The organism is Sphingobium sp. TomTYG72 (assembly GCF_055394715.1).
Window position 1 is genome coordinate 656686 of the sequence record NZ_AP027337.1, and the last position, 18173, is coordinate 674858.

General features: G+C 60.5%; 14 protein-coding genes. 6 read left to right on the forward strand and 8 right to left on the reverse strand.

The features are described 5' to 3' along the window. Window positions 1–13 precede the first annotated feature (13 nt). A complete protein-coding gene (locus ACZ5U1_RS16410) occupies window positions 14–508 on the reverse strand; it encodes a nuclear transport factor 2 family protein (RefSeq protein WP_464780206.1) in 495 nt (164 codons plus the stop codon). A 38-nt stretch (window positions 509–546) separates the two neighbouring features. Continuing rightward, window positions 547–2745 carry a TonB-dependent receptor gene (locus ACZ5U1_RS16415; protein ID WP_464780207.1) on the reverse strand — a complete coding sequence of 733 codons (2199 nt, stop codon included), beginning with the start codon at window positions 2743–2745 and terminating at the stop codon, window positions 547–549. Between the two features lie 691 nt (window positions 2746–3436). On the opposite strand from ACZ5U1_RS16415, the gene ACZ5U1_RS16420 reads away from it, so the two are divergent. Continuing rightward, window positions 3437–5158, forward strand: coding sequence for an amidohydrolase (locus tag ACZ5U1_RS16420; RefSeq protein ID WP_464780208.1), 1722 nt, complete (start codon window positions 3437–3439; stop codon window positions 5156–5158). Window positions 5159–5248: 90 nt separating this feature from the next. Continuing rightward, window positions 5249–6931 carry a long-chain fatty acid--CoA ligase gene (locus ACZ5U1_RS16425; RefSeq protein ID WP_464780209.1) on the forward strand — a complete coding sequence of 561 codons (1683 nt, stop codon included), beginning with the start codon at window positions 5249–5251 and terminating at the stop codon, window positions 6929–6931. 445 nt (window positions 6932–7376) lie between these two features. Here the strand turns inward: ACZ5U1_RS16425 and chrA are convergent, their stop codons facing one another. Together chrA and ACZ5U1_RS16435 are read right to left on the reverse strand one after the other, a co-directional pair. Further along, entirely contained in the window at window positions 7377–8780 is a 1404-nt protein-coding gene (chrA, locus tag ACZ5U1_RS16430) for a chromate efflux transporter (RefSeq protein WP_464780210.1), read from the reverse strand. Beyond that, the gene (locus ACZ5U1_RS16435; RefSeq protein WP_464780211.1) at window positions 8777–9733 is read right to left on the reverse strand and encodes a chromate resistance protein ChrB domain-containing protein; all 957 of its coding nucleotides are present in this window, start codon (window positions 9731–9733) and stop codon (window positions 8777–8779) included. The genes chrA and ACZ5U1_RS16435 overlap by 4 nt, the downstream gene beginning before the upstream one ends. A 165-nt stretch (window positions 9734–9898) precedes the next feature. On the opposite strand from ACZ5U1_RS16435, the gene ACZ5U1_RS16440 reads away from it, so the two are divergent. From ACZ5U1_RS16440 to ACZ5U1_RS16450, 3 genes are read left to right on the forward strand one after another with little or no spacing between them, the layout of a single operon-like run. Beyond that, window positions 9899–11065 (forward strand): acyl-CoA dehydrogenase family protein, encoded by a 1167-nt coding sequence (locus tag ACZ5U1_RS16440; protein ID WP_464780825.1) that lies wholly within the window; start codon window positions 9899–9901, stop codon window positions 11063–11065. Beyond that, window positions 11065–12186, forward strand: coding sequence for a CaiB/BaiF CoA transferase family protein (locus ACZ5U1_RS16445; protein ID WP_464780212.1), 1122 nt, complete (start codon window positions 11065–11067; stop codon window positions 12184–12186). The genes ACZ5U1_RS16440 and ACZ5U1_RS16445 overlap by 1 nt, the downstream gene beginning before the upstream one ends. After that, a complete protein-coding gene (locus ACZ5U1_RS16450) occupies window positions 12183–12971 on the forward strand; it encodes an HTD2 family dehydratase (RefSeq protein WP_464780213.1) in 789 nt (262 codons plus the stop codon). The genes ACZ5U1_RS16445 and ACZ5U1_RS16450 overlap by 4 nt, the downstream gene beginning before the upstream one ends. 6 nt (window positions 12972–12977) lie before the next feature. On the opposite strand, the gene ACZ5U1_RS16455 is transcribed toward ACZ5U1_RS16450, so the two are convergent. From ACZ5U1_RS16455 to ACZ5U1_RS16470, 4 genes are read right to left on the reverse strand one after another with little or no spacing between them, the layout of a single operon-like run. Next, a complete protein-coding gene (locus tag ACZ5U1_RS16455; RefSeq protein WP_464780214.1) occupies window positions 12978–14348 on the reverse strand; it encodes an MmgE/PrpD family protein in 1371 nt (456 codons plus the stop codon). Window position 14349: 1 nt separating this feature from the next. Beyond that, a complete protein-coding gene (locus ACZ5U1_RS16460) occupies window positions 14350–15840 on the reverse strand; it encodes an aldehyde dehydrogenase (protein ID WP_464780215.1) in 1491 nt (496 codons plus the stop codon). 35 nt (window positions 15841–15875) lie between these two features. Continuing rightward, entirely contained in the window at window positions 15876–16466 is a 591-nt protein-coding gene (locus ACZ5U1_RS16465) for a thiamine pyrophosphate-dependent enzyme (RefSeq protein WP_464780216.1), read from the reverse strand. Then, window positions 16454–17005, reverse strand: coding sequence for a hypothetical protein (locus ACZ5U1_RS16470; RefSeq protein WP_464780217.1), 552 nt, complete (start codon window positions 17003–17005; stop codon window positions 16454–16456). Before ACZ5U1_RS16470 ends, ACZ5U1_RS16465 begins: the two co-directional genes overlap by 13 nt. 104 nt (window positions 17006–17109) lie before the next feature. Here ACZ5U1_RS16470 and ACZ5U1_RS16475 point away from each other — a divergent pair, with 104 nt between their 5' ends. After that, a complete protein-coding gene (locus tag ACZ5U1_RS16475) occupies window positions 17110–18042 on the forward strand; it encodes a LysR substrate-binding domain-containing protein (protein ID WP_464780218.1) in 933 nt (310 codons plus the stop codon). Window positions 18043–18173 lie beyond the last annotated feature (131 nt).

Genomic DNA, 18173 nt, shown 5'->3' on the forward strand with positions numbered 1-18173 from the left:
TTGACAGCGTCAGTCACGGTTTGGCGGGCCGAATGGGGCGTGGTTCATGATCGCTCCAGGCCCTGATTTTGCCATCGACCACCACGAAAACCCCTGTCACACGGAACGGGACCTGCTCTCCGGTTGTCAGCAAAGACGTGTCTTCGCGATCATTCACGACGACATTGCCGCTCTCATAGGCGCTATGGACGCTGATCCGGTAGCGCTGACCGTGAGCGAACAGCCCGCGCAGCTTCTGGGTGACAGCGGATTTGCCGCGCCCGGGATCGTCAAATTCACCGAAACTAACGACCGCGTCATCTGCGAACAGATCGGCCAGGCTATCGACGTTGGGGGTTGGCGATGCGATACCCGCCAGCAATGCCCCCACCACCGTGCGAGCGGGCACAACCGGCGTTTCGGCCTTTGCGGGCAGAGCTCCCGCGAGGGCGATCAAACCGGTCCATCCTGCCAGGCTCGCCGATGAGAATGCCACCATGAGGCCACCCCGAATTTGCTTCGCCTTCATTCTGCGCCGTACAAATCGACAGATATGTACCCGGAAGGTCATTGTTTGAATATCGCTTGCAGAATGAAGGCGCGCGGCCGCCAGGACGTGCCAGAAAATACGGGCCAGCCCTGACTGGGACGGGTACGAGTGAGAAGCTCGCTGGAATTGAGCAGATTATCGACATAGAAGGAAAGACTGAAGCGGCCGACCGTCGTGCCGATACGGGCCGTCACATAGTCCCGTGCGGGAGGCTTCGTCAAAGCGGGGTCATAAGATGTCGTCGCGGGATCCAACTGAGCGGTCAGACCAGCGAAAGTATCGATATGCTGGTAATCGACCCGCGCGAAGCTCTTGTTGCCCAAGGCCTCGAAATTATACTGCCCACCGACGGCCAATGTCCACTCGGGAGCGCCCAGAGATTGCCTGCGGCTGACGATCAGCGCTGGTCCGCTCGGCGGCGCGATCGCCTTCGTCAGGCGTGCATCGGTGTAGGCCGCCGCCAAATTGACGTCGAAATCATTGCCGATCGTGGTTTGAAGTTGCAGGTCAAAACCCTTGCTGCGCGCTTCGCCCAGATTATCGATGTAGCGAAAACCGCAGACCGGTAGCGATATAGCCTGCTGAATGCCCGTCCATTTCACATAGTAAACACTCGTGGAAACGCTGACATCGCCTAATTTGTTCTTTGACCCGACTTCATAATTCCAGGTTACGTCCCCATCATAGGATGAGGGCGCCTGATTCAGCCCCAATTGCGCCAGATCGGATGCGCATGGCGTCACCGGGATCGGAGCGTTGGCGCCACCGATGCGAAAGCCTTTGGAGGCGGTGGCGTACACCATGTTGTCAGGATCGATCTGGAAAGCAAGGCTGGCGCGGGGAGTGAAGGGCTTTTCGGACTGCTGGCCGGTCGATCCGGTGGGGCCACCATTAAGGGGGCCGCCCTGGTCATTCTGGAACTTGATCTTCACCTTCGCATAGCGCGCGCCGAGCGTGAGTTTCAATCTGTCCACAAATTCCCAGGTCGCCTCGCCAAATATGGCGAGCTGGGTATCCTTGACGCTATTGGTCCCGAAATAGTTCAGGTCTCCTACAAGGGATGAACCGTAATAATCCTCGTAGCTGATGCCATATAACGCCTGGATGAGGCGCTCACCCATGGGATCGACAATCTCTTCATAATTTTTATATCGGTTGTTGCTGTAAAAACCTCCGATAACCCAGTTCAAACGTGAATCAGTGGCTGACTGAACGCGAACTTCCTGAACGAAATTATTCTGACTGTTGTTGATGTGCGCTTCGGAAAAATAATCGCCTATCGGAAGCCTGATCCCCATCGACGTGCCCAGCGAGCCAAAGTCATTGAGCGTAGGAAGGCCCACCGAATCATAGAAGCGCGCCAGATAATCGGTTCCGCTATAGCCAGTACGCTGTCGGCGTCTGAACCAGGAAGTATTGGAAAGAACGGTGACGGCGCCGAGGTTCAGTTCTGCCTTGATGGTCGGCAGATACCAGCTGTCACGGTTCGGCACGACGGTAGCGTCGGTAGTTCGAAAATCGCCCCCGCTGATGTCGGATGCCGCGATATTGAAATAATTCTCTCGCTCCTTCGTATATTGATATTGAAGCGAAGGCGTGATTTCCAGATCACCCAAAGCAAAACGAACGGCGCCGCGCAAGGACACTGTCTTGCGGGAATTGGCGTCTTTCTCGTCGACCTGGTATGTTCGCCAATCGAGCTGGTCGATCCAGCCGCCATCGCGCCGCGCGAAGGCACTGACGCGCACGGCGATCTTGTCCTCGACGACAGGTATATTGAGCGCGACGCCTGTCTCTGCGTCAAAATCACCCTTCGTGATAGCGCCGATTTCGCTGCGGACGTAAATCTTCGTCGAAGACAGCGAGGGTTGGGGCGTGATGTACCGTACGACGCCGCCCTGTGCGCCAGCACCGAACAAGGTTCCTTGCGGACCACGCAGCACTTCGATGCGATCCAGATCAAAGACCGTTGGCAAGGCATTTTGCGAGAGGATACCAATATTCAGAAGCTGAAACGGCGTGTCATCAATGTAGACACCTGTCGTTGGAGCACCAGCGGACGAACTGATCCCCCGTACCGCTACGGTGCGCGTATCGACATCTATGGTGACGCCGGGCAGTTGGCGCTGGAGATCGTTGAAAGTCTTGATGCCCTGCTGATCAAGCTTGGCCTGGCCATAAGCGCTGATGCTGATCGGAACTTTGGAGGCGCGCATTTCCTGCCGCGTCGCTGTGACGACAATATCATTGCCGATGTCGTTTATACGAGCATCAGACGGCGACGTTGACTGTCCGGCAGGTTGACTATCCCCTTGGAGTGGGGCGCCATGAACTGCTGTAGAAGCCAAACCTAAACCCGCTACTGCCACACTTGTGAACAAGCGCAGACGATGCCTTGTAAGCTTCATTTGAATCCCCTCTACAAGTCGAAGTCTCGCTGAGAGGTCATTCCTCTTCAGGACACTGTTCCGCCCTTAAACGATACGATCCACGGTCTGCGTGCAACAGATTTTTGCACGCTTCTCTCTGGTTAGGGCATGCTGATATGCAGCGAAGCGGCATTTCTTCGCTGATATTTTTTTCCTTTTAATTCAATATGCTTTCACCAAAAAGATCGCGATATATCGGGCGAAGCATCTGTCACTTACGACAGGACTAGTGATATTCCAACACCACCTGGGTAGCCGTTTACACCATCATATGGCGAGGCCGAGGGATAGAAGAAAAATCGCGTCTTGCGATCAAGAGGCGCCGGATGACAGAAGCTGCTGTCCGCGAGAGGAATGAGTTCGAAATCTTATGCCGTGCCATTTTTCCCCGGCCGGATATCGGACTATTCAGAAAAGGCCAGCGAAGACTATTTTGGCGCCGAAACGGGCGATGAATATAAAAGGACAGGGAACGGGGATGAAAAACCGCAATTGGGTAGGGTTCAGTGGATCGGCCTTGGTATGGTTACTGTCCACATCGCCTGTTTTTGCAGAGCAAACCTACGCAGATCTTATCGTTACCAACGGCAAGATCGTTACAGTGGACCCAAAGGACAGTATCGTTAGCAGCGTCGCCGTCGTGGGCAACCGGATCGTCGCCGTCAGCGACGACGTCCAGGCGTGGCGCGGTCCCGCGACCAAGGTGGTCGATCTGCGGGGGAGAACCATGCTGCCCGGCTTCATCGACGCGCATTCGCATGTCGAAGGCATGGCCAACGTCGAGGCCAACTTCATCAATATCCAAGCGCCGCCGCTGAAGGACGGCAAGGCGATCATCGCCAAGCTCAAGGAAGCGCAGGCCAAACTGCCGCCGGGCGCATGGCTGGTTGGTCAGGGGACTTATATGCAGGTCATGCCCTCGCGAGCGGAACTCGACGCGGCTTTTCCGGATAATCCTGTACGCCTTGACTGGAGCGCACACGACAAGCTCATCAATCATAAAGCTGCGGTTGTGATGGGGATGGACAAGAACTGGCCGGAGCCCCCGGCAAGTTCAGGCGGCCGCTATGAACGCAATGCGCAGGGCGAAGTGGTGATCGTGCGGGATGCTCCGGCCCCGTGGCCCAAAAACCATGAGTTCACCTATCCCGAGATGAAGGAAGGCGTGCGAAAGATATTGGAGGACTTTTATCTTAAAAAAGGCGTCACCACCGTCTCCGACATGTCTCCCCCGAAAACCTACCTCGCTTATCAGGAATTGCGCAAGGAAGGCCGGTTGCCGACCCGCGTGCGTGTGAACTATGTCCTCCGAAACCCGAATGCCACGACTTCCCCCATGGAGGGGGCAATTGCCGCAGACCAGCTCTTACCGACCGGCATCACGACCGGGATGGGGGACGACTGGATTCGTGTCGGAGCGATCAAGCTATTCATGGACGGTGCCTGGGGAACGACCGTGGCGCTCTATCGGCCGCAATGGAAAGGTGCTGGTACGACCTGGGTGCCCAACAATTACGGCACACCCATGATGGATCAGAGCCAACTCAATGACATCGTCCTAAAGGTCCGGCAGGCTGGCTGGCAGATTCAAATCCATGCGAATGGCGATCGCGCGCAGGATATGACGCTTACAGCCTACGAAAACGCCAACCGATTGTCTCCGAAAGCCGACGCGAGGGACCGCATCGAGCATTTTGGTCATTATCTGACGATCGACCCTCAACGCACGCAGGAACGATTGGCGCGTTTGCAGCGCGACCATGTCATCCCCTCCCCACAGGTCGCCTTTCTGTGGCGATTGACGGACCTCGGCATGAAGGAACCGAACGTCAAATTTTTCGCGATGAAAACGCTGATTGGTCTCGGCCTGCACCCTCCTGGTGGCGTCGATACAGTAGGCACGCAGAATTTTGCGACATATCCGCTATTTTCCATCGAGCGGGCCGTTCATCGCGACACGAAATATGGGAAGATCGTGCAGCCGGAGGAAGCGATCAGCGTGATGGATGGCATCCGCATGTTTACGATCTGGTCGGCCGAAGCGAATTTTATGGAAAAACAGCTAGGTTCGATCGAAACGGGCAAACTTGCTGACTTCGTCGTGCTTGCGCAGGACCCACTGACGATCAGCGCTGACAAACTCAGCGACATTCCTGTCGATATGACAATCCTGGATGGCAAGGTCGTTTATCAGCGGTGACGATCGAGGCCCGTCACCTCGCTTCATGAACTCGACACCGATGCGTCGGCTCCTTGAGCGCACCGCTCAGTGTACCCTTGGACGGTAGTAATGGCTGGACATCAAAACGGAAATAGTGCAGGTCTGGCGCCAAATATCGACCCGACCGATCACGCATATGATTATCCACTTCTTCTAAAATATCTTCTGGCGACAGCGCTGGCTCGCGATCCTGCGCAAGAGATCGTTTATCGCGATCTCGTTCGGCATGACTATCGAACGCTGCGTGATCGAGTCGGCCGCCTGGCGGACGGGCTGACGGCCCTTGGCCTGAAGGCCGGGTCCATCATCGGCGTATTGGATTGGGATAGTCACCGCTACCTTGAAGCCTATTTCGCGATACCCGGGATGGGTGCGGTCCTCCATATGGTGAACGTCCGTCTGTCGCCGGAACAAATCCTCTACACGATCAATCACGCGGCAGACGACGCCCTGTTGGTGCATGTCGACTTTCTGCCGATGCTGGAAGCGATTTGGGACCGTGTCGAGACGGTGCGCACGATCGTGGTGATCACCGACGACGGGCAGCTGGTCCAAACCAGCCTGCCGATCGCCGGGGAGTATGAGAAGCTGCTCAACGGCGCATCGCCGGAATTTCTGTTCCCCGATCTCGACGAGAACAGCAGGGCGACGACCTTTTACACGACTGGCACCACCGGCCTGCCAAAAGGCGTGTTCTTCAGTCATCGGCAACTGGTTCTGCATACGCTGTCACTGGCAACGACACTCGCGAGTTCGCCCACGCAGGGAAGGCTCGATCGCGGCGACGTCTACATGCCGATCACGCCCATGTTTCATGTCCACGCATGGGGCTTTCCCTTCGTTGCGACCATGCTTGGGCTGAAGCAGGTCTACCCGGGACGATACACGCCCGATATACTGATAGCCCTGCAGCAGACTGAGAAAGTCACCTTTTCGCATTGTGTGCCGACGCTGCTGCACATGCTGTTCGCCAGCCCGGAAGCAGCGGCCGCCGACTTCACGGGTTGGAAGGTGATCGTCGGTGGAACTGCGTTGTCGAAGGGATTGGCATATGCTGCGCTCGAACGCGGCATCGACGTTTTCGCAGGCTACGGAATGTCCGAAACATGCCCGGTTCTCACCATCACGCAGGTTACGCGGGATCAGTTGCAAGAAGGCGGCGTCGCGGAGGTTGAGCTTCGGACCCGCGCCGGCATGCCTCTCCCACTGGTGGAACTACAGATCGTAGATGCCGATATGCGTCCTCTCGCACATGATGGGGAAAGTGCCGGAGAAATCGTTGCACGGGCTCCGTGGCTGACAAAGGGCTACCTCGCCGACCCTGGCAGTTCCCAAGCGCTTTGGCGGGGCGGATATCTGCATACCAATGACATCGGCGTCATCCATCCGGACGGTTATCTCCAGATTACTGACCGCATGAAAGACGTCATCAAGACCGGAGGCGAATGGATATCTTCGCTTGAGATCGAGGACATCATCTCTCAGCACCCAGGCGTGAGCGAGGTTGCGGTCATTGGCATCCCCGACGCCAGATGGGGTGAACGTCCGTTGGCCATCGTCGTAGTCAAGGCAGGGCATGCCGAGGCCGTTTCGGAAACATCCATTAAAACTCAGGTGCAGGATTTTTGCGAGCGTGGCATCATCTCAAAATGGGCCGTGCCGTCAACGGTGCTGTTTTGCGATGCGCTCGAGAAAACAAGTGTCGGCAAGCTCGACAAGAAAGCGTTACGCCAGCGATATATAGGCAGTTGAGAGGCGCTGAACGCCTTGTCGTGCGAATGAGCCGCGATCTGAGTAAGGACTCTCATTGCGGCGACGATCAAATCCGATCAAAGATGAGTCGCTGCATGGGGGCATTCGCGATCTCCGCCATGAACAGATGATGATCGGCGAGGTTTATCGCGAGATGGGCGATGCGCCCATTGGTGTCAGGGGAGGTGATCTTCCAGTCGAGAACCAGCGGCTAATGCGGGGCGGCAGGCTGCGCCTGACCGCAGGGCGATGATCCCAGCAGCAGCGCCGCCGCCGATTCTTTCCAGCGGGACGTCAGATTGCCTTGGTTCGCAGCGACGGCAACAAGCTTTAGTGCGGCGGCGAGGTGTCGCGTCAGCTTCTGCGCGTCATCACTGGCCCAGAAGTGCGCGAAGAACAGGCGCGGTTCGATCAGCCTCCGACGCCCTGTTTCATTACTTTCCCCTCAGACGAGGAGGACATAGGCCGCCCCCAAGCCAGCGCACGTAAACAGGACCGGGATCATGCCGACCTTGAAGCGGAAGACGGCGATCGCGGCGCCGACGGCCAGAACAAGCGCCGGAAGGTTCAGCGACGCCAGAACGGGCATATCGAAACTGCTGCCCAGGAGATTGATCGGCCGTACTTCGTGGAACAGGGTATGGATCGCGAACCATAGCGCCAGGTTCAGGATAACCCCAACCACGGCGGCGGTGATCACGCCCAGCGACGCCGAAAGTGCCTGGTTCCCTCTCAGCCTTTCAACAAAGGGCGCGCCCGCGAAAATCCAAAGGAAGCAGGGCACGAACGTAACCCAGGTGGTGAGGATCGCCCCCAGCGTTGCCGCCACGAGCGGGTTCAACCCGGTCGCTTCGCGAAATGCCGCGAGGAAGCCGACGAACTGCGTCACCATGATGAGCGGCCCGGGCGTGGTTTCCGCTAGTCCCAAACCATCCAGCATCTCACCAGGACGCAACCAGCCAAAGGTGCCTACCGCCTCTTGCGCCACATAGGCCAGAACCGCGTAGGCTCCGCCGAAGGTCACGACCGCCATCTGGCTGAAGAAGGCCGCGATTTTGGTGAAGACATCGTTGGGTCCCGCGAAAACGAACAGCAGGACCACGGGTGCGAGCCAGAGAAACAGCAAGGTGCCTGAAATCTTGAGCGACCAGGAAAGGTTGGGCCGGGCGTGATACGGCAGCCCTTCGCCAAGTGCGGTGTCGCGGTCATGGACAATGTTGCCGCGGCGCGATCCGTGGCCGCCGCCGCCCTTGAACGCGGGAAGACCCGCTCGGCCGCCAATATAACCGCCCAGTGCGGCCGCCAATATGATGACGGGGAAGGGCGCGCCCAGGAAGAAGATGGCTGCGAAAGCTGCGACCGCTATACCCCGCATGACGTTGTTCTTGAGTGCGCGGGAGCCGACGCGAACAACCGCCTGAACGACGACCGCCAAAACTGCGGCTTTGAGGCCGAAGAAAAGGCCTTCGATCAAAGGCGCATGACCAAGCAGTACGTAAATGTAGCTCAGCGCCAGGATGGCCAGGAAACCGGGGAGGACAAACAGGGCGCCCGCGACCAAGCCGCCCTTGGTCTTGTGCAACAGCCAGCCAATATAGGCCGCCAGTTGCTGCGCCTCGGGACCAGGCAGCAGCATGCAGTAATTGAGTGCATGCAGGAAGCGTTCCTCACCGATCCAGCGTTTCTCATCGACAAGGATGCGGTGCATGACGGAGATCTGACCTGCTGGTCCGCCGAAACTCAGCGCGGCGATCCGCGCCCAGACGCGCACGGCCTCACCAAAGGCGATTCCATGATCTCCGGGCGGAACAGCGGCGCCTTCGTGAAGATCGGTGATGGTGGTGCTCATCGCTCGGACTTTCTTGTGCTGAAATAGGCGTGGAACTGGTTGAGCGCCTCGCTGGCGGTGGCAATGCGCTGGAGATCGTCGTCGGTCGATGCGCAGACACCCGACAGCATGGCGCCGACGCCCGCCGTTTCCGGCCGGGCGAACTTGCCGTCGCCAATGTCCAGTTCATGGATGATCTCGCCGATCGCCACGAGCGCGTGATCATTCATCAGGTTAGCGCGCAACATCAGCGTCTCGAAGCTGCAACGATCGCCTTCATGTGTAAATTCGGCATCGACCATGTCGAAGCGCAACTCGCCCTCGACCGGGTCATAATGGCGGCTGCCGACGAATTTGAACCGGGCGTCCGGGTCGATGAAGCGCCGGATCAGCCAGGCGCAGGCGATGCGATCGACATGGACGCCGCTGCGCGTGACCCAGGTGCGGCCGATAAGGTCGATCGGCTGTGGCGTGTCCGGCGGTTCGGCTCGGTTTACATCGGGATGTTGATAACGTTGGCGGTCCAGTTCCGCCAGCGCCGCCTCGGCGTCCTGACGACCATGAGCGCCAAAGAAGTCCAATCGGCTGACCTCTTCCATCCGCTTTTGCAGGCGCGCAATATCGGCGCCGCTGGGCGGCCCCGTGTCCAGCAAACGGCGCGCGGCCTCTGCGATCTCGTTATAGTCCGCATCTCGCGCGGTATCGAACAGCGCGCGGACGTCCAGGTCGGTCTGGCCGACCAACAGACGGGCCTCGATGAGGGTGGCTTCGCCGCCATTTTCCGTGATCTCGGTCAGAAGCTCCCGGAACGCCGCCTCACCCTCAACCGAGCGCGGCAGGACGTGGACGGCATTTTTGAGAGGAACAGCGCCAATCGCGTGCAATCGCCGCCAGATTTTTACCCGGAGATAGGGCGGCTTCGCGGGAAGCTGATGCAGAAGGGCAAGCCAAAGGCTGGTATCGGTGCGACTCATGATGCATATGTATCATCCAAGTGAAATTGATGAAATATGCATATCAATATTTCGTATATGAATGCTTTGCATACAGGCTTTGCATAGCTGAATGCGATTTCTGTACTTTTCGGCACAGGCCGATGGGAGATAGTGTCTGACAAAATCGCATTTATCGGGACTGAAATGGGCACTGCCGCACAGGAAGAGACGTTTTCAGACATTCGCGAAGGTATTCGTCGCCTTTGCGCGCAGTTCCCCGGGACCTACTGGCAGGAACTGGACGCTGAGCGGCGCTATCCGACCGAGTTTGTGACCGCGCTGGCGAGCGAAGGCTGGCTATCGGTGCTAATTCCGGAAGAATATGGCGGCTCGGGACTAGGACTGGCTGCGGCGACGGCGGTACTAGAAGAGGTGCATCGCTCAGGCTGCAACGGCGGGGCGGCGCATGCGCAGATGTACACGATGGGCACTGTCCTTCGACACGGGTCGGAGGAGCAGAAGGCGCGCTACCTGCCCAAGATCGCGTCGGGTGAACTGCGCCTTCAGGCGTTCGGCGTCACCGAGCCGACGAGCGGCACTGATACCACCCGCATTCGGACATTCGCCAAGCGGGATGGCGATGACTACGTCGTCAACGGGCAGAAGATCTGGATCAGTCGCGCTGAACATTCCGATCTCATGGTTCTTCTCGTGCGCACGACGCCGCGCGAGGAATGCGCCAAACCCACCGACGGCATCAGCGTGCTCTTGGTCGACATGCGCGACGCGGTGGGCAATGGCCTCACCATCCGGCCGATCCGGACAATGCTGAACCACGCGACGACGGAGTTGTTCTTCGACGATCTGCGGGTGCCAGCGGAGAATTTGATCGGCGAGGAAGGCAAGGGCTTCCGCTACATCCTGTCGGGCATGAACGCCGAACGCATCCTGATCGCGGCGGAGTGCATCGGCGATGCGCGTTTCTTCATCGATCGCGCGAGCGCCTATGCGAAGGACAGGTCGGTATTCGGCCGTCCGATCGGCCAGAATCAGGGTATCCAGTTCCCGATCGCGCGGGCCTATGTGCAGACGACCGCCGCCGCTGCCATGGTTGATAAAGCGGCAGCGCTGTTCGATGCGGGCGTGCAGCCGGGCACGGAGGCGAACATGGCCAAGATGCTGGCGTCCGAAGCATCCTGGTTTGCCGCCGACATGTGCGTCCAGACCCATGGCGGCTTCGGCTTCGCGGAAGAATATGACATCGAACGCAAGTTCCGCGAAACGCGCCTCTATCAGGTCGCGCCGATCTCGACGAACCTAATCCTCAGCCATGTGGCGACACATGTGCTGGGCCTGCCGAAGAGCTTCTGATGGGAAAGGTGCTCGAAGGCTTGCTGGTCGTCTCGCTCGAGCAGGCGGTGGCCGCGCCGCTATGCACGAGCCGTCTTGCCGAAGCGGGCGCGCGGGTCATCAAGCTGGAACGGGCGGAGGGAGATTTCGCGCGCGGTTATGACGCTGTCGTCCATGGCGAGAGCGCCTATTTCGTCTGGCTCAATCGCGGCAAGCAGTCGCTTCGCATTGACCTCAAAGACCCGGCCGACGCGGCGCTGGTCGAACGGATGCTGGCGAAGGCGGACGTTTTTGTCCAGAATCTTGCGCCCGGTGCGGCAGCGCGATCGGGGTTCGGATCGACTGATCTGCGCGCCCGCTATCCGCGCCTCATCACCTGCGACATCACCGGCTATGGCGAAAGCGGCGAAGCGGCGGGGATGAAGGCCTATGACTTCCTGATCCAGTGCGAAGCGGGGCTGGCGAGCATCACCGGCACGGCCGACGATCCCGCGCGCGTGGGCGTGTCGGTCGCTGATATCGCCTGCGGAATGAACGCGCATGCCGCCATCCTTCAGGCGCTGATCGAGCGGGGACAGACGGGTAAGGGGCGCGGCATCGCCGTGTCGCTGTTCGATGGGCTGGCCGACTGGATGACGGTGCCGCTGCTGCACTATGATTATGGTGGGAAGGCACCAGCTCGCGCTGGGCTGAAGCATCCCTCGATCGCGCCCTATGGTGCATTCCCGACCGCCGATGGATCGCAGATCGTGGTGTCGATCCAGAATGAGCGGGAATGGTCGAAATTCTGCGCCACGGTGCTCGGCGACGCGGCTCTTGCGACTGACTCGCGCTACGCGTCCAACACGTTGCGTTGCGCCAATCGCGCTGAACTGGACGCGCTGGTTGGTCGTGTTTTTGCAGCCGAAATGCCTGAAGCGCTGATCACCCGGCTGGAGGCGGCTGGCACCGCATGGGCTCGGTTGAACGGCGTTGATGGCCTGTCGCGGCACAGTCAGCTTCGCCGGGTCACCGCCGACACGCCGACGGGGCCAGTCGCCTTGCCAGCCTCGCCCATAAGGTGGGATGGGGAGGAAGCGGTCGCGCTGCCAGTTCCGGCTTTGGGCGGTGATGACGAAGCGATACGCGCGGAGTTTCTGTGACCGAAGCGGCCGAACATCGCACCGATATAGCCGCCGCTCATCAGGCGCACTTGCTCGCCGCGCTGCTCGATCATGACACGCCGCCGTGGCGGCCGGGCGAATTGCCGCTGCTCGCGCACTGGCTGCTGTTTCCGCCGGATACGCGGCAGTCCGGTATCGGGCCGGATGGGCATCCGCTGCGGGAGGGCGATGGCCTGCCGCGCCGGATGTGGGCGGGTAGCCGCGTTCGCTTCCTTGCGCCGATCATGCTCGGCAGCGAAGTGGAGCGGGAGACGAGCACGATCGCGGTCAATGACAAGCAGGGGCGATCGGGGCGGATGCGCTTCGTCACCCTGCGTCACCTGTTGAAGGTGGACGGCCAAGTCTGCGTAGAGGAAGAGCAGGACATCGTTTATCGCGAAGCCGGGCGGAGTGGGGCTCCTCTTCCGCCCGAAACGGTGACTCCTGCGCCGCCAGTAGCGCGTGTGGCAACGATTAATCCTGTGCAGCTTTTCCGCTTCTCGGCTCTCACCTTCAACGCGCATCGCATCCATTATGACCTGCCTTATACGCGAGAGGTCGAAGGGTATCCGGGGCTGGTCGTCCATGGCCCCTTCATCGCGACTTTGCTGATGGATCATTTCCTGCGCCACGCTCCGGCCGCGCAGGTTGCAAGCTTCTCCTTCCGCGCGCAACGGCCGATTTTTGCGGGAGAGCCGTTTACGCTGGGCCTGTCGGGCGGCGACTTGACCGCTATCGATCATGCGGGTGGGCTGGCGATGCAGGCGCGGGTGGAAACGCGTTAGCCTCAGCTATGCTGCCAGGTTGGTCAGCTTTCTAACATCCGGCAGAGAGGCGAGATCAAGTGCAGCCATGGCGAGCGCGTCGGCCTTGTCTGCCCCAAGCACCGGAGCGGCAAGCGCCCTGAACTTCGCCAGCAGCTTGTCCTTGCTGAGGAAGTTGGATGGTTCGCCCAGCGGCACGACCACCTTGCGGCTGAATGTCTGGCCGCGTGCCGTGATGGTGATTTTCCCTGACATGTTGGTGGGAAACTCCGCCTCGATCTCTGGATCGTGGATGCAATCCACTTTGGGCAGCATCACGCGGATTACCGGGTCGTTCAGCCGTTGATAGCTGTCCCACTCCATTGCGCCCGTCACCAAAGCGCAGGAGAGTACGAACGGCGCGCTGAACTGCGCATCCACGATATTGCGCGGATTGCGCTTATGCTCGATCGGCGCGCCGACCAGCAATAGGCCCGCGTTCGACAGGCCATAGATGACGCTGTTGACTTCGTCCGACTGCAATCCATGCTCAGCCCGCAGCGCCAGCACGGCGTCGATACCGGCATGGCCGTAGCGGCAGGATGGATAGGGTTTGATGCCGGTATGCATCAGCTCGTAAACCGACCCGAGATCCTGCACGACCCGCTCCGGGCGCGGCGAGGGCGCGTAGCCCTGAAGGAAGCCATGTCGCCCCTCGATCGCTTCGCCGGGGCCTTTGTAACCGTTGCGCGCCAGTGTCGCGGCGGTAAGGCCAGCCATGGCCGCCCAGCCCACCTGAAACGGCTTCGTCTGCGCGCCATCGGCTAGAAATTGGAGACTGCCCGCGCTCTGGCTGAGGGCAATGCCGAGAGCCGATCCGATCCCGGCTGCGTCGAGGCCGAATATCCGCGCCGCAGCGGCAGCCGCGCCGAACACGCCGCAGGTCGCGCTGGGATGAAAGCCGCGCGCATAATGATCGCCCGCCGGGAGCGCCACCGCGATGCGGCAGCATGTCTCATAGCCTGCGACGATGGCGGCAAGGATGTCCCCGCCGGACGCTCTGGTCATCTCCGCTGCGGCAAGCGCGGCCGGAATGACGGGCGCGCCGGGGTGCAATGTCCCGGCGGCATGGGTATCGTCAAAATCAAGCGCATGGGCAAGCGCACCATTGAGCAGCGCCGCGCCCGCCGGGGCATAGCTGGCTGGATCGCCATACACTCTGGCCGCGCCGTTATGGAGCCCCATTGCGGATACCGTGGCGAGCAAGGGGGGAGCGACCGCTGCCTCGCTGCGCGCTCGGGCGATGCTGCCGATGAGGTCGAGCAGCAGAAGGGGGGTGCGATCGACAACCTCCAGCGGAAGGGAATCTATCGAGACGGTGGCACAGAAATCCGCCAAGGCTTCCGTGATTTTCATCATCTCACCGGATGACGAAGGGGTTCGACACGGGCGAGCCAAGGTCGATCCACACGCTCTTGGTCTGGAGATATTCGTCCATCGCCTCCTGCCCGCTTTCGCGGCCGATGCCGCTTCGCTTCATGCCGCCAAAGGGCGCCATGAAGCTGACAGCGCGATAGGTGTTGACCCAGACCGTGCCTGCTTCGACCCGTTCCGACATGCGGATGGCGCGGCCGATATCCTGCGTCCATACCCCAGCGGCGAGGCCATAAGGGCTGTCGTTCGCGATCGACAGCGCCTCTTCCTCATCATCGAACGGGATGATGGCGAGAACCGGCCCAAACACCTCCTCCCGCGCGATCGGCATCTGGTTGTCGACGCCGGTGAAGATGGTGGGCTGCACGAACCAGCCACCCTCCAGCCCTGCAATCGTGGGTTGGCCGCCACCCAACACGCATTCGGCGCCTGACTGGCGCGCGCCCGCGATATGATCGAGCACCTTGCTCCGCTGGGCGAGGGTTGTCACCGGCCCGACCTGCGTATCGGCAAGCTTCGGATCGCCGATACGCGCCGTGCCTGCCAAGGCGATCAGGCGCTCCACTACCTCGTCATGGACGTCGCGCTGTACGAGCAGACGCGATCCCGCAATGCAGGTCTGGCCCGATGCCGCGAATATCCCGGACACCGCGCCATAGACCGCGCGTTCAAGGTCCGCATCGCCGAAGATGATGTTGGGCGACTTGCCGCCCAGTTCCAGCGTGACCTTCTTCAAGTTTTCGGCCGCCGAGCGATAGACCGCAATGCCGCCCGGCTCGCCTCCGGTGAAGGCGATCTTGGCAATGTCGGGATGCTTGACCAAGGGCTCGCCGCATTCCTGAGGCAGGCCGGTCACGGTATTGACCACGCCCGCCGGGAACCCCGCGCGTTCGAACAGCTCGACAAAGGCGAGGGTCGAGCAGGAGGCATGTTCGGACGGCTTGATGACCGCCGTGTTGCCTGCCGCCAGCAACGGCGCCAGCTTCCACGCGAGCAGCATCAGCGGCGAGTTCCATGGCGTGATACAGGCTATGACGCCCAGCGGCTCGCGGCGGGTAAAGGCATGCATCGACGGCTTGTCTATGGGTAGGACATGGCCCTCAATCTTGTCGGCCAGGCCAGCAAAATAGCGATAGTAGATGGGAAGGTTGCCAAGCTGCGCGCGCATTTCCGCGATCAGCTTGCCATTGTCATGCGTCTCGATCTGCGCCAGCCGTTCCGCCTCTTCAGCGAGGATGTCGGCAAAGCGGTAGAGCAGGGCGCCGCGCGCGGTTGCGGTGAGGCCGCGCCACTCGGGCGCGCGGAAGGCGGTGCGCGCCGCCTCCACCGCTGCATCGACATCGGCAGAGGTGCAGCGCGGAATCAGCGCCCATGCCTCACCCGTCGCCGGATCAAGGCTCTCAAGCCATTCGCCGCCCGTTGCGTCGCGCACGCTACCCGCCAGCAGATTGCGGAACCGGACCAGATCCTCAGCCATCACACATTCTCCCCAAGCCTACGTGGGCCGCTGCTTCAGTTCGGCCCAAAGCCCAGATGTTCGCGCACGCGCGCTTTCAGCCATACACCGTCGCGCGCGGGCAGGGCACGCGGCGTTTCTTCATGGATAATGCGGATGACGATGAGGCGAGGGCCGCTCCCGATGATGCCGATCGCTTCGCGCGCGCGGGCGATGCCTGCCTCGTCGGTGACCTCGAAACATTCGGTGAAGCCACAAACCCGTGCCATTTCGGCCAGGTTGATGCCTGCGCCCGCATGACTCATCTGTCCGCCCGTTTCGCCATAATGGCCGTTGTCCAGCACGACGATCGACAGGTTCTTCGGCTGCTGCACGCCGATGGTGGCGAGGCCGCCAATGCCCATCAGCTGCTCGCCATCTCCAGTGACGACCGTCACGGGCCGATCCGGCTGTGCCAGGGCGAGACCAAGCCCGGTCAGCGCCGCGCCGCCCATCGCGCCCCAAAGATAGAAGTTGCCGGGATGATCGCCCGCCGCGAAGACATCATAGGTTGGCGAGCCGAGGCCCGTGATGATCAGCATGTCCTTGCGATCGGCGAGCAGGTCCGCCACGGCCGGGCGGCGGTGGAGACGGTTCACTTCAGCCATTTCTTGGCTCCCAGCATGCTTTGCGACAACAGGATGGCGATCGGCTGATCGCTTTCAAACGCCATGGTGGTTGCGGAAGCCATCATGGGGGCGAGGTCTTCCAGCCGGTCGATGCGGATGGTGGTGACGCCCATGATCTCAAGCGCGGCGGGTGTCGCCCGGCCCATCGAAACCTGCCACGGATTGAACTCCTGAAACTCGCCGCGCATCGTGACGATGGTCAGAAACGGAATGCGGCAGCTCGCCAGCAGGGAGAGCATGTTGATGCAGTTGCCAACCCCGCTCGACTGCATGAGGAGAGCGCTGCGCTCCCCGCCCAGCCATGCGCCGGTGCAAAGCGCGATGCCCTCTTCCTCGGTAGTAAGAACAACGCTCTTCATGTTCTCGGCGGCGCTGCACATGCGGATCAGGCGCGCATGGCCTGCGTCCGGAACATAGCTGACCTGCCGGATATTTGCCTGCTGCAAGGCGTCAAAGATTATCGGTGCCCAGGGGGAGTCGGCGTGCGCCCCTGTTTCCGTCTCGCTAATGGCTGACATGCGGTCCTCGAAGTGGATTTCGCAAAGCCTATTGCGGCATTTGCTAAACCAATAGGAACAATCTACGCGTCCAGCTATGTCGGTTAGGCATGATAGAAAGGTGCGTGCAGGTGGATTTCCGGCGGCTTGAACATTTCCTGAAAATCGCCGAACTCGGCTCGCTCAGCCGGGCGGCTGACAGGATGCGGATTGCCCAGCCCGCTCTTAGCCGCCAAATGCGCATCCTGGAGGAAGAGGCTGGCACGCCCCTATTTTACCGCCATCGTCGGGGCATGCAGCTCACCCCGGCTGGTGAGGAATTGCGCCAGCATATCGCAGGGCCGGTGCGGCAGGTCAGGCAGGCCTTTGATGACATACGAAACCGCTCTGCGGAGGGGGGTGGCCAGATCGCCCTCGGGATTCCGCCTACGGTCAGCTATATTCTGGCCGGGCGGCTTGCCCGCCGTGTCGCGGAGCAGGCGCCCAATATCTCGCTGCGGATCGTCGAGGGCTATGCAGGGCATCTCATCGACTGGCTGCAACGGGGCGAGATCGATGCGGCGCTTCTTTATGGCCCGGCTTCCGATTTCCAGATGAACGTCGCGGAAATGCTGTACGAGGAGTTGGTGCTGGTAGGCCCTTCTTCCTCCGACCTCGATCCCGCGACGCGAATCCCTGTACAGGAACTCATCAAGCTCCCCATCGTGCTGCCTAGCCAGTCGCACGGGCTTCGCCTGATCGTGGAGGCCGCGGCGCGCAAGGTCGGCGTGCCGCTCAATGTTCGATTTGAAGCAGACTCGTTCCTGGTGCTCAAAGAGCTGGTTGAGTTTGGTCTCGGCTACACTGTGCTGCCGCTCTCATCCTTGAACCGGGAAGTCGACGCGGGCATCCTGCGCTACGCACCGATCGGTAATCCGCCCGTTGTTCGCCAGTTGGTGCTCGGCATGCCCCGAGAGGAGCAGTTGACCCGTTCAACGCGGATCATCGTTCGGCTGGTGCGCGAAGAGATCAAGCATCTGGTGGATAGCGGCGTCTGGAAGGCGCAGCTGCAATATTGATTTTCTGGTGCCAGCGCGGTTCGGGCATAGCGATCCGGCATAGGTGGCGATAGCTGTTCTATGACTATGAACGCCACTGTGGAGCTATTTTGCCGCGACGCAGGAACGTGAGAATAGTGGGGAGGATCAGG

Coding starts and splice junctions, on each gene's coding strand:
- ACZ5U1_RS16410 (WP_464780206.1), bottom strand. CDS start 508: ATGAAGGCGAAGCAAATTCGGGGTGGCCTCATGGTGGCATTCTCATCG.
- ACZ5U1_RS16415 (WP_464780207.1), bottom strand. CDS start 2,745: ATGCGCGCCTCCAAAGTTCCGATCAGCATCAGCGCTTATGGCCAGGCC.
- ACZ5U1_RS16420 (WP_464780208.1), top strand. CDS start 3,437: ATGAAAAACCGCAATTGGGTAGGGTTCAGTGGATCGGCCTTGGTATGG.
- ACZ5U1_RS16425 (WP_464780209.1), top strand. CDS start 5,249: ATGGCTGGACATCAAAACGGAAATAGTGCAGGTCTGGCGCCAAATATC.
- chrA (WP_464780210.1), bottom strand. CDS start 8,780: ATGAGCACCACCATCACCGATCTTCACGAAGGCGCCGCTGTTCCGCCC.
- ACZ5U1_RS16435 (WP_464780211.1), bottom strand. CDS start 9,733: ATGAGTCGCACCGATACCAGCCTTTGGCTTGCCCTTCTGCATCAGCTT.
- ACZ5U1_RS16440 (WP_464780825.1), top strand. CDS start 9,899: ATGGGCACTGCCGCACAGGAAGAGACGTTTTCAGACATTCGCGAAGGT.
- ACZ5U1_RS16445 (WP_464780212.1), top strand. CDS start 11,065: ATGGGAAAGGTGCTCGAAGGCTTGCTGGTCGTCTCGCTCGAGCAGGCG.
- ACZ5U1_RS16455 (WP_464780214.1), bottom strand. CDS start 14,348: ATGATGAAAATCACGGAAGCCTTGGCGGATTTCTGTGCCACCGTCTCG.
- ACZ5U1_RS16460 (WP_464780215.1), bottom strand. CDS start 15,840: ATGGCTGAGGATCTGGTCCGGTTCCGCAATCTGCTGGCGGGTAGCGTG.
- ACZ5U1_RS16465 (WP_464780216.1), bottom strand. CDS start 16,466: ATGGCTGAAGTGAACCGTCTCCACCGCCGCCCGGCCGTGGCGGACCTG.
- ACZ5U1_RS16470 (WP_464780217.1), bottom strand. CDS start 17,005: ATGTCAGCCATTAGCGAGACGGAAACAGGGGCGCACGCCGACTCCCCC.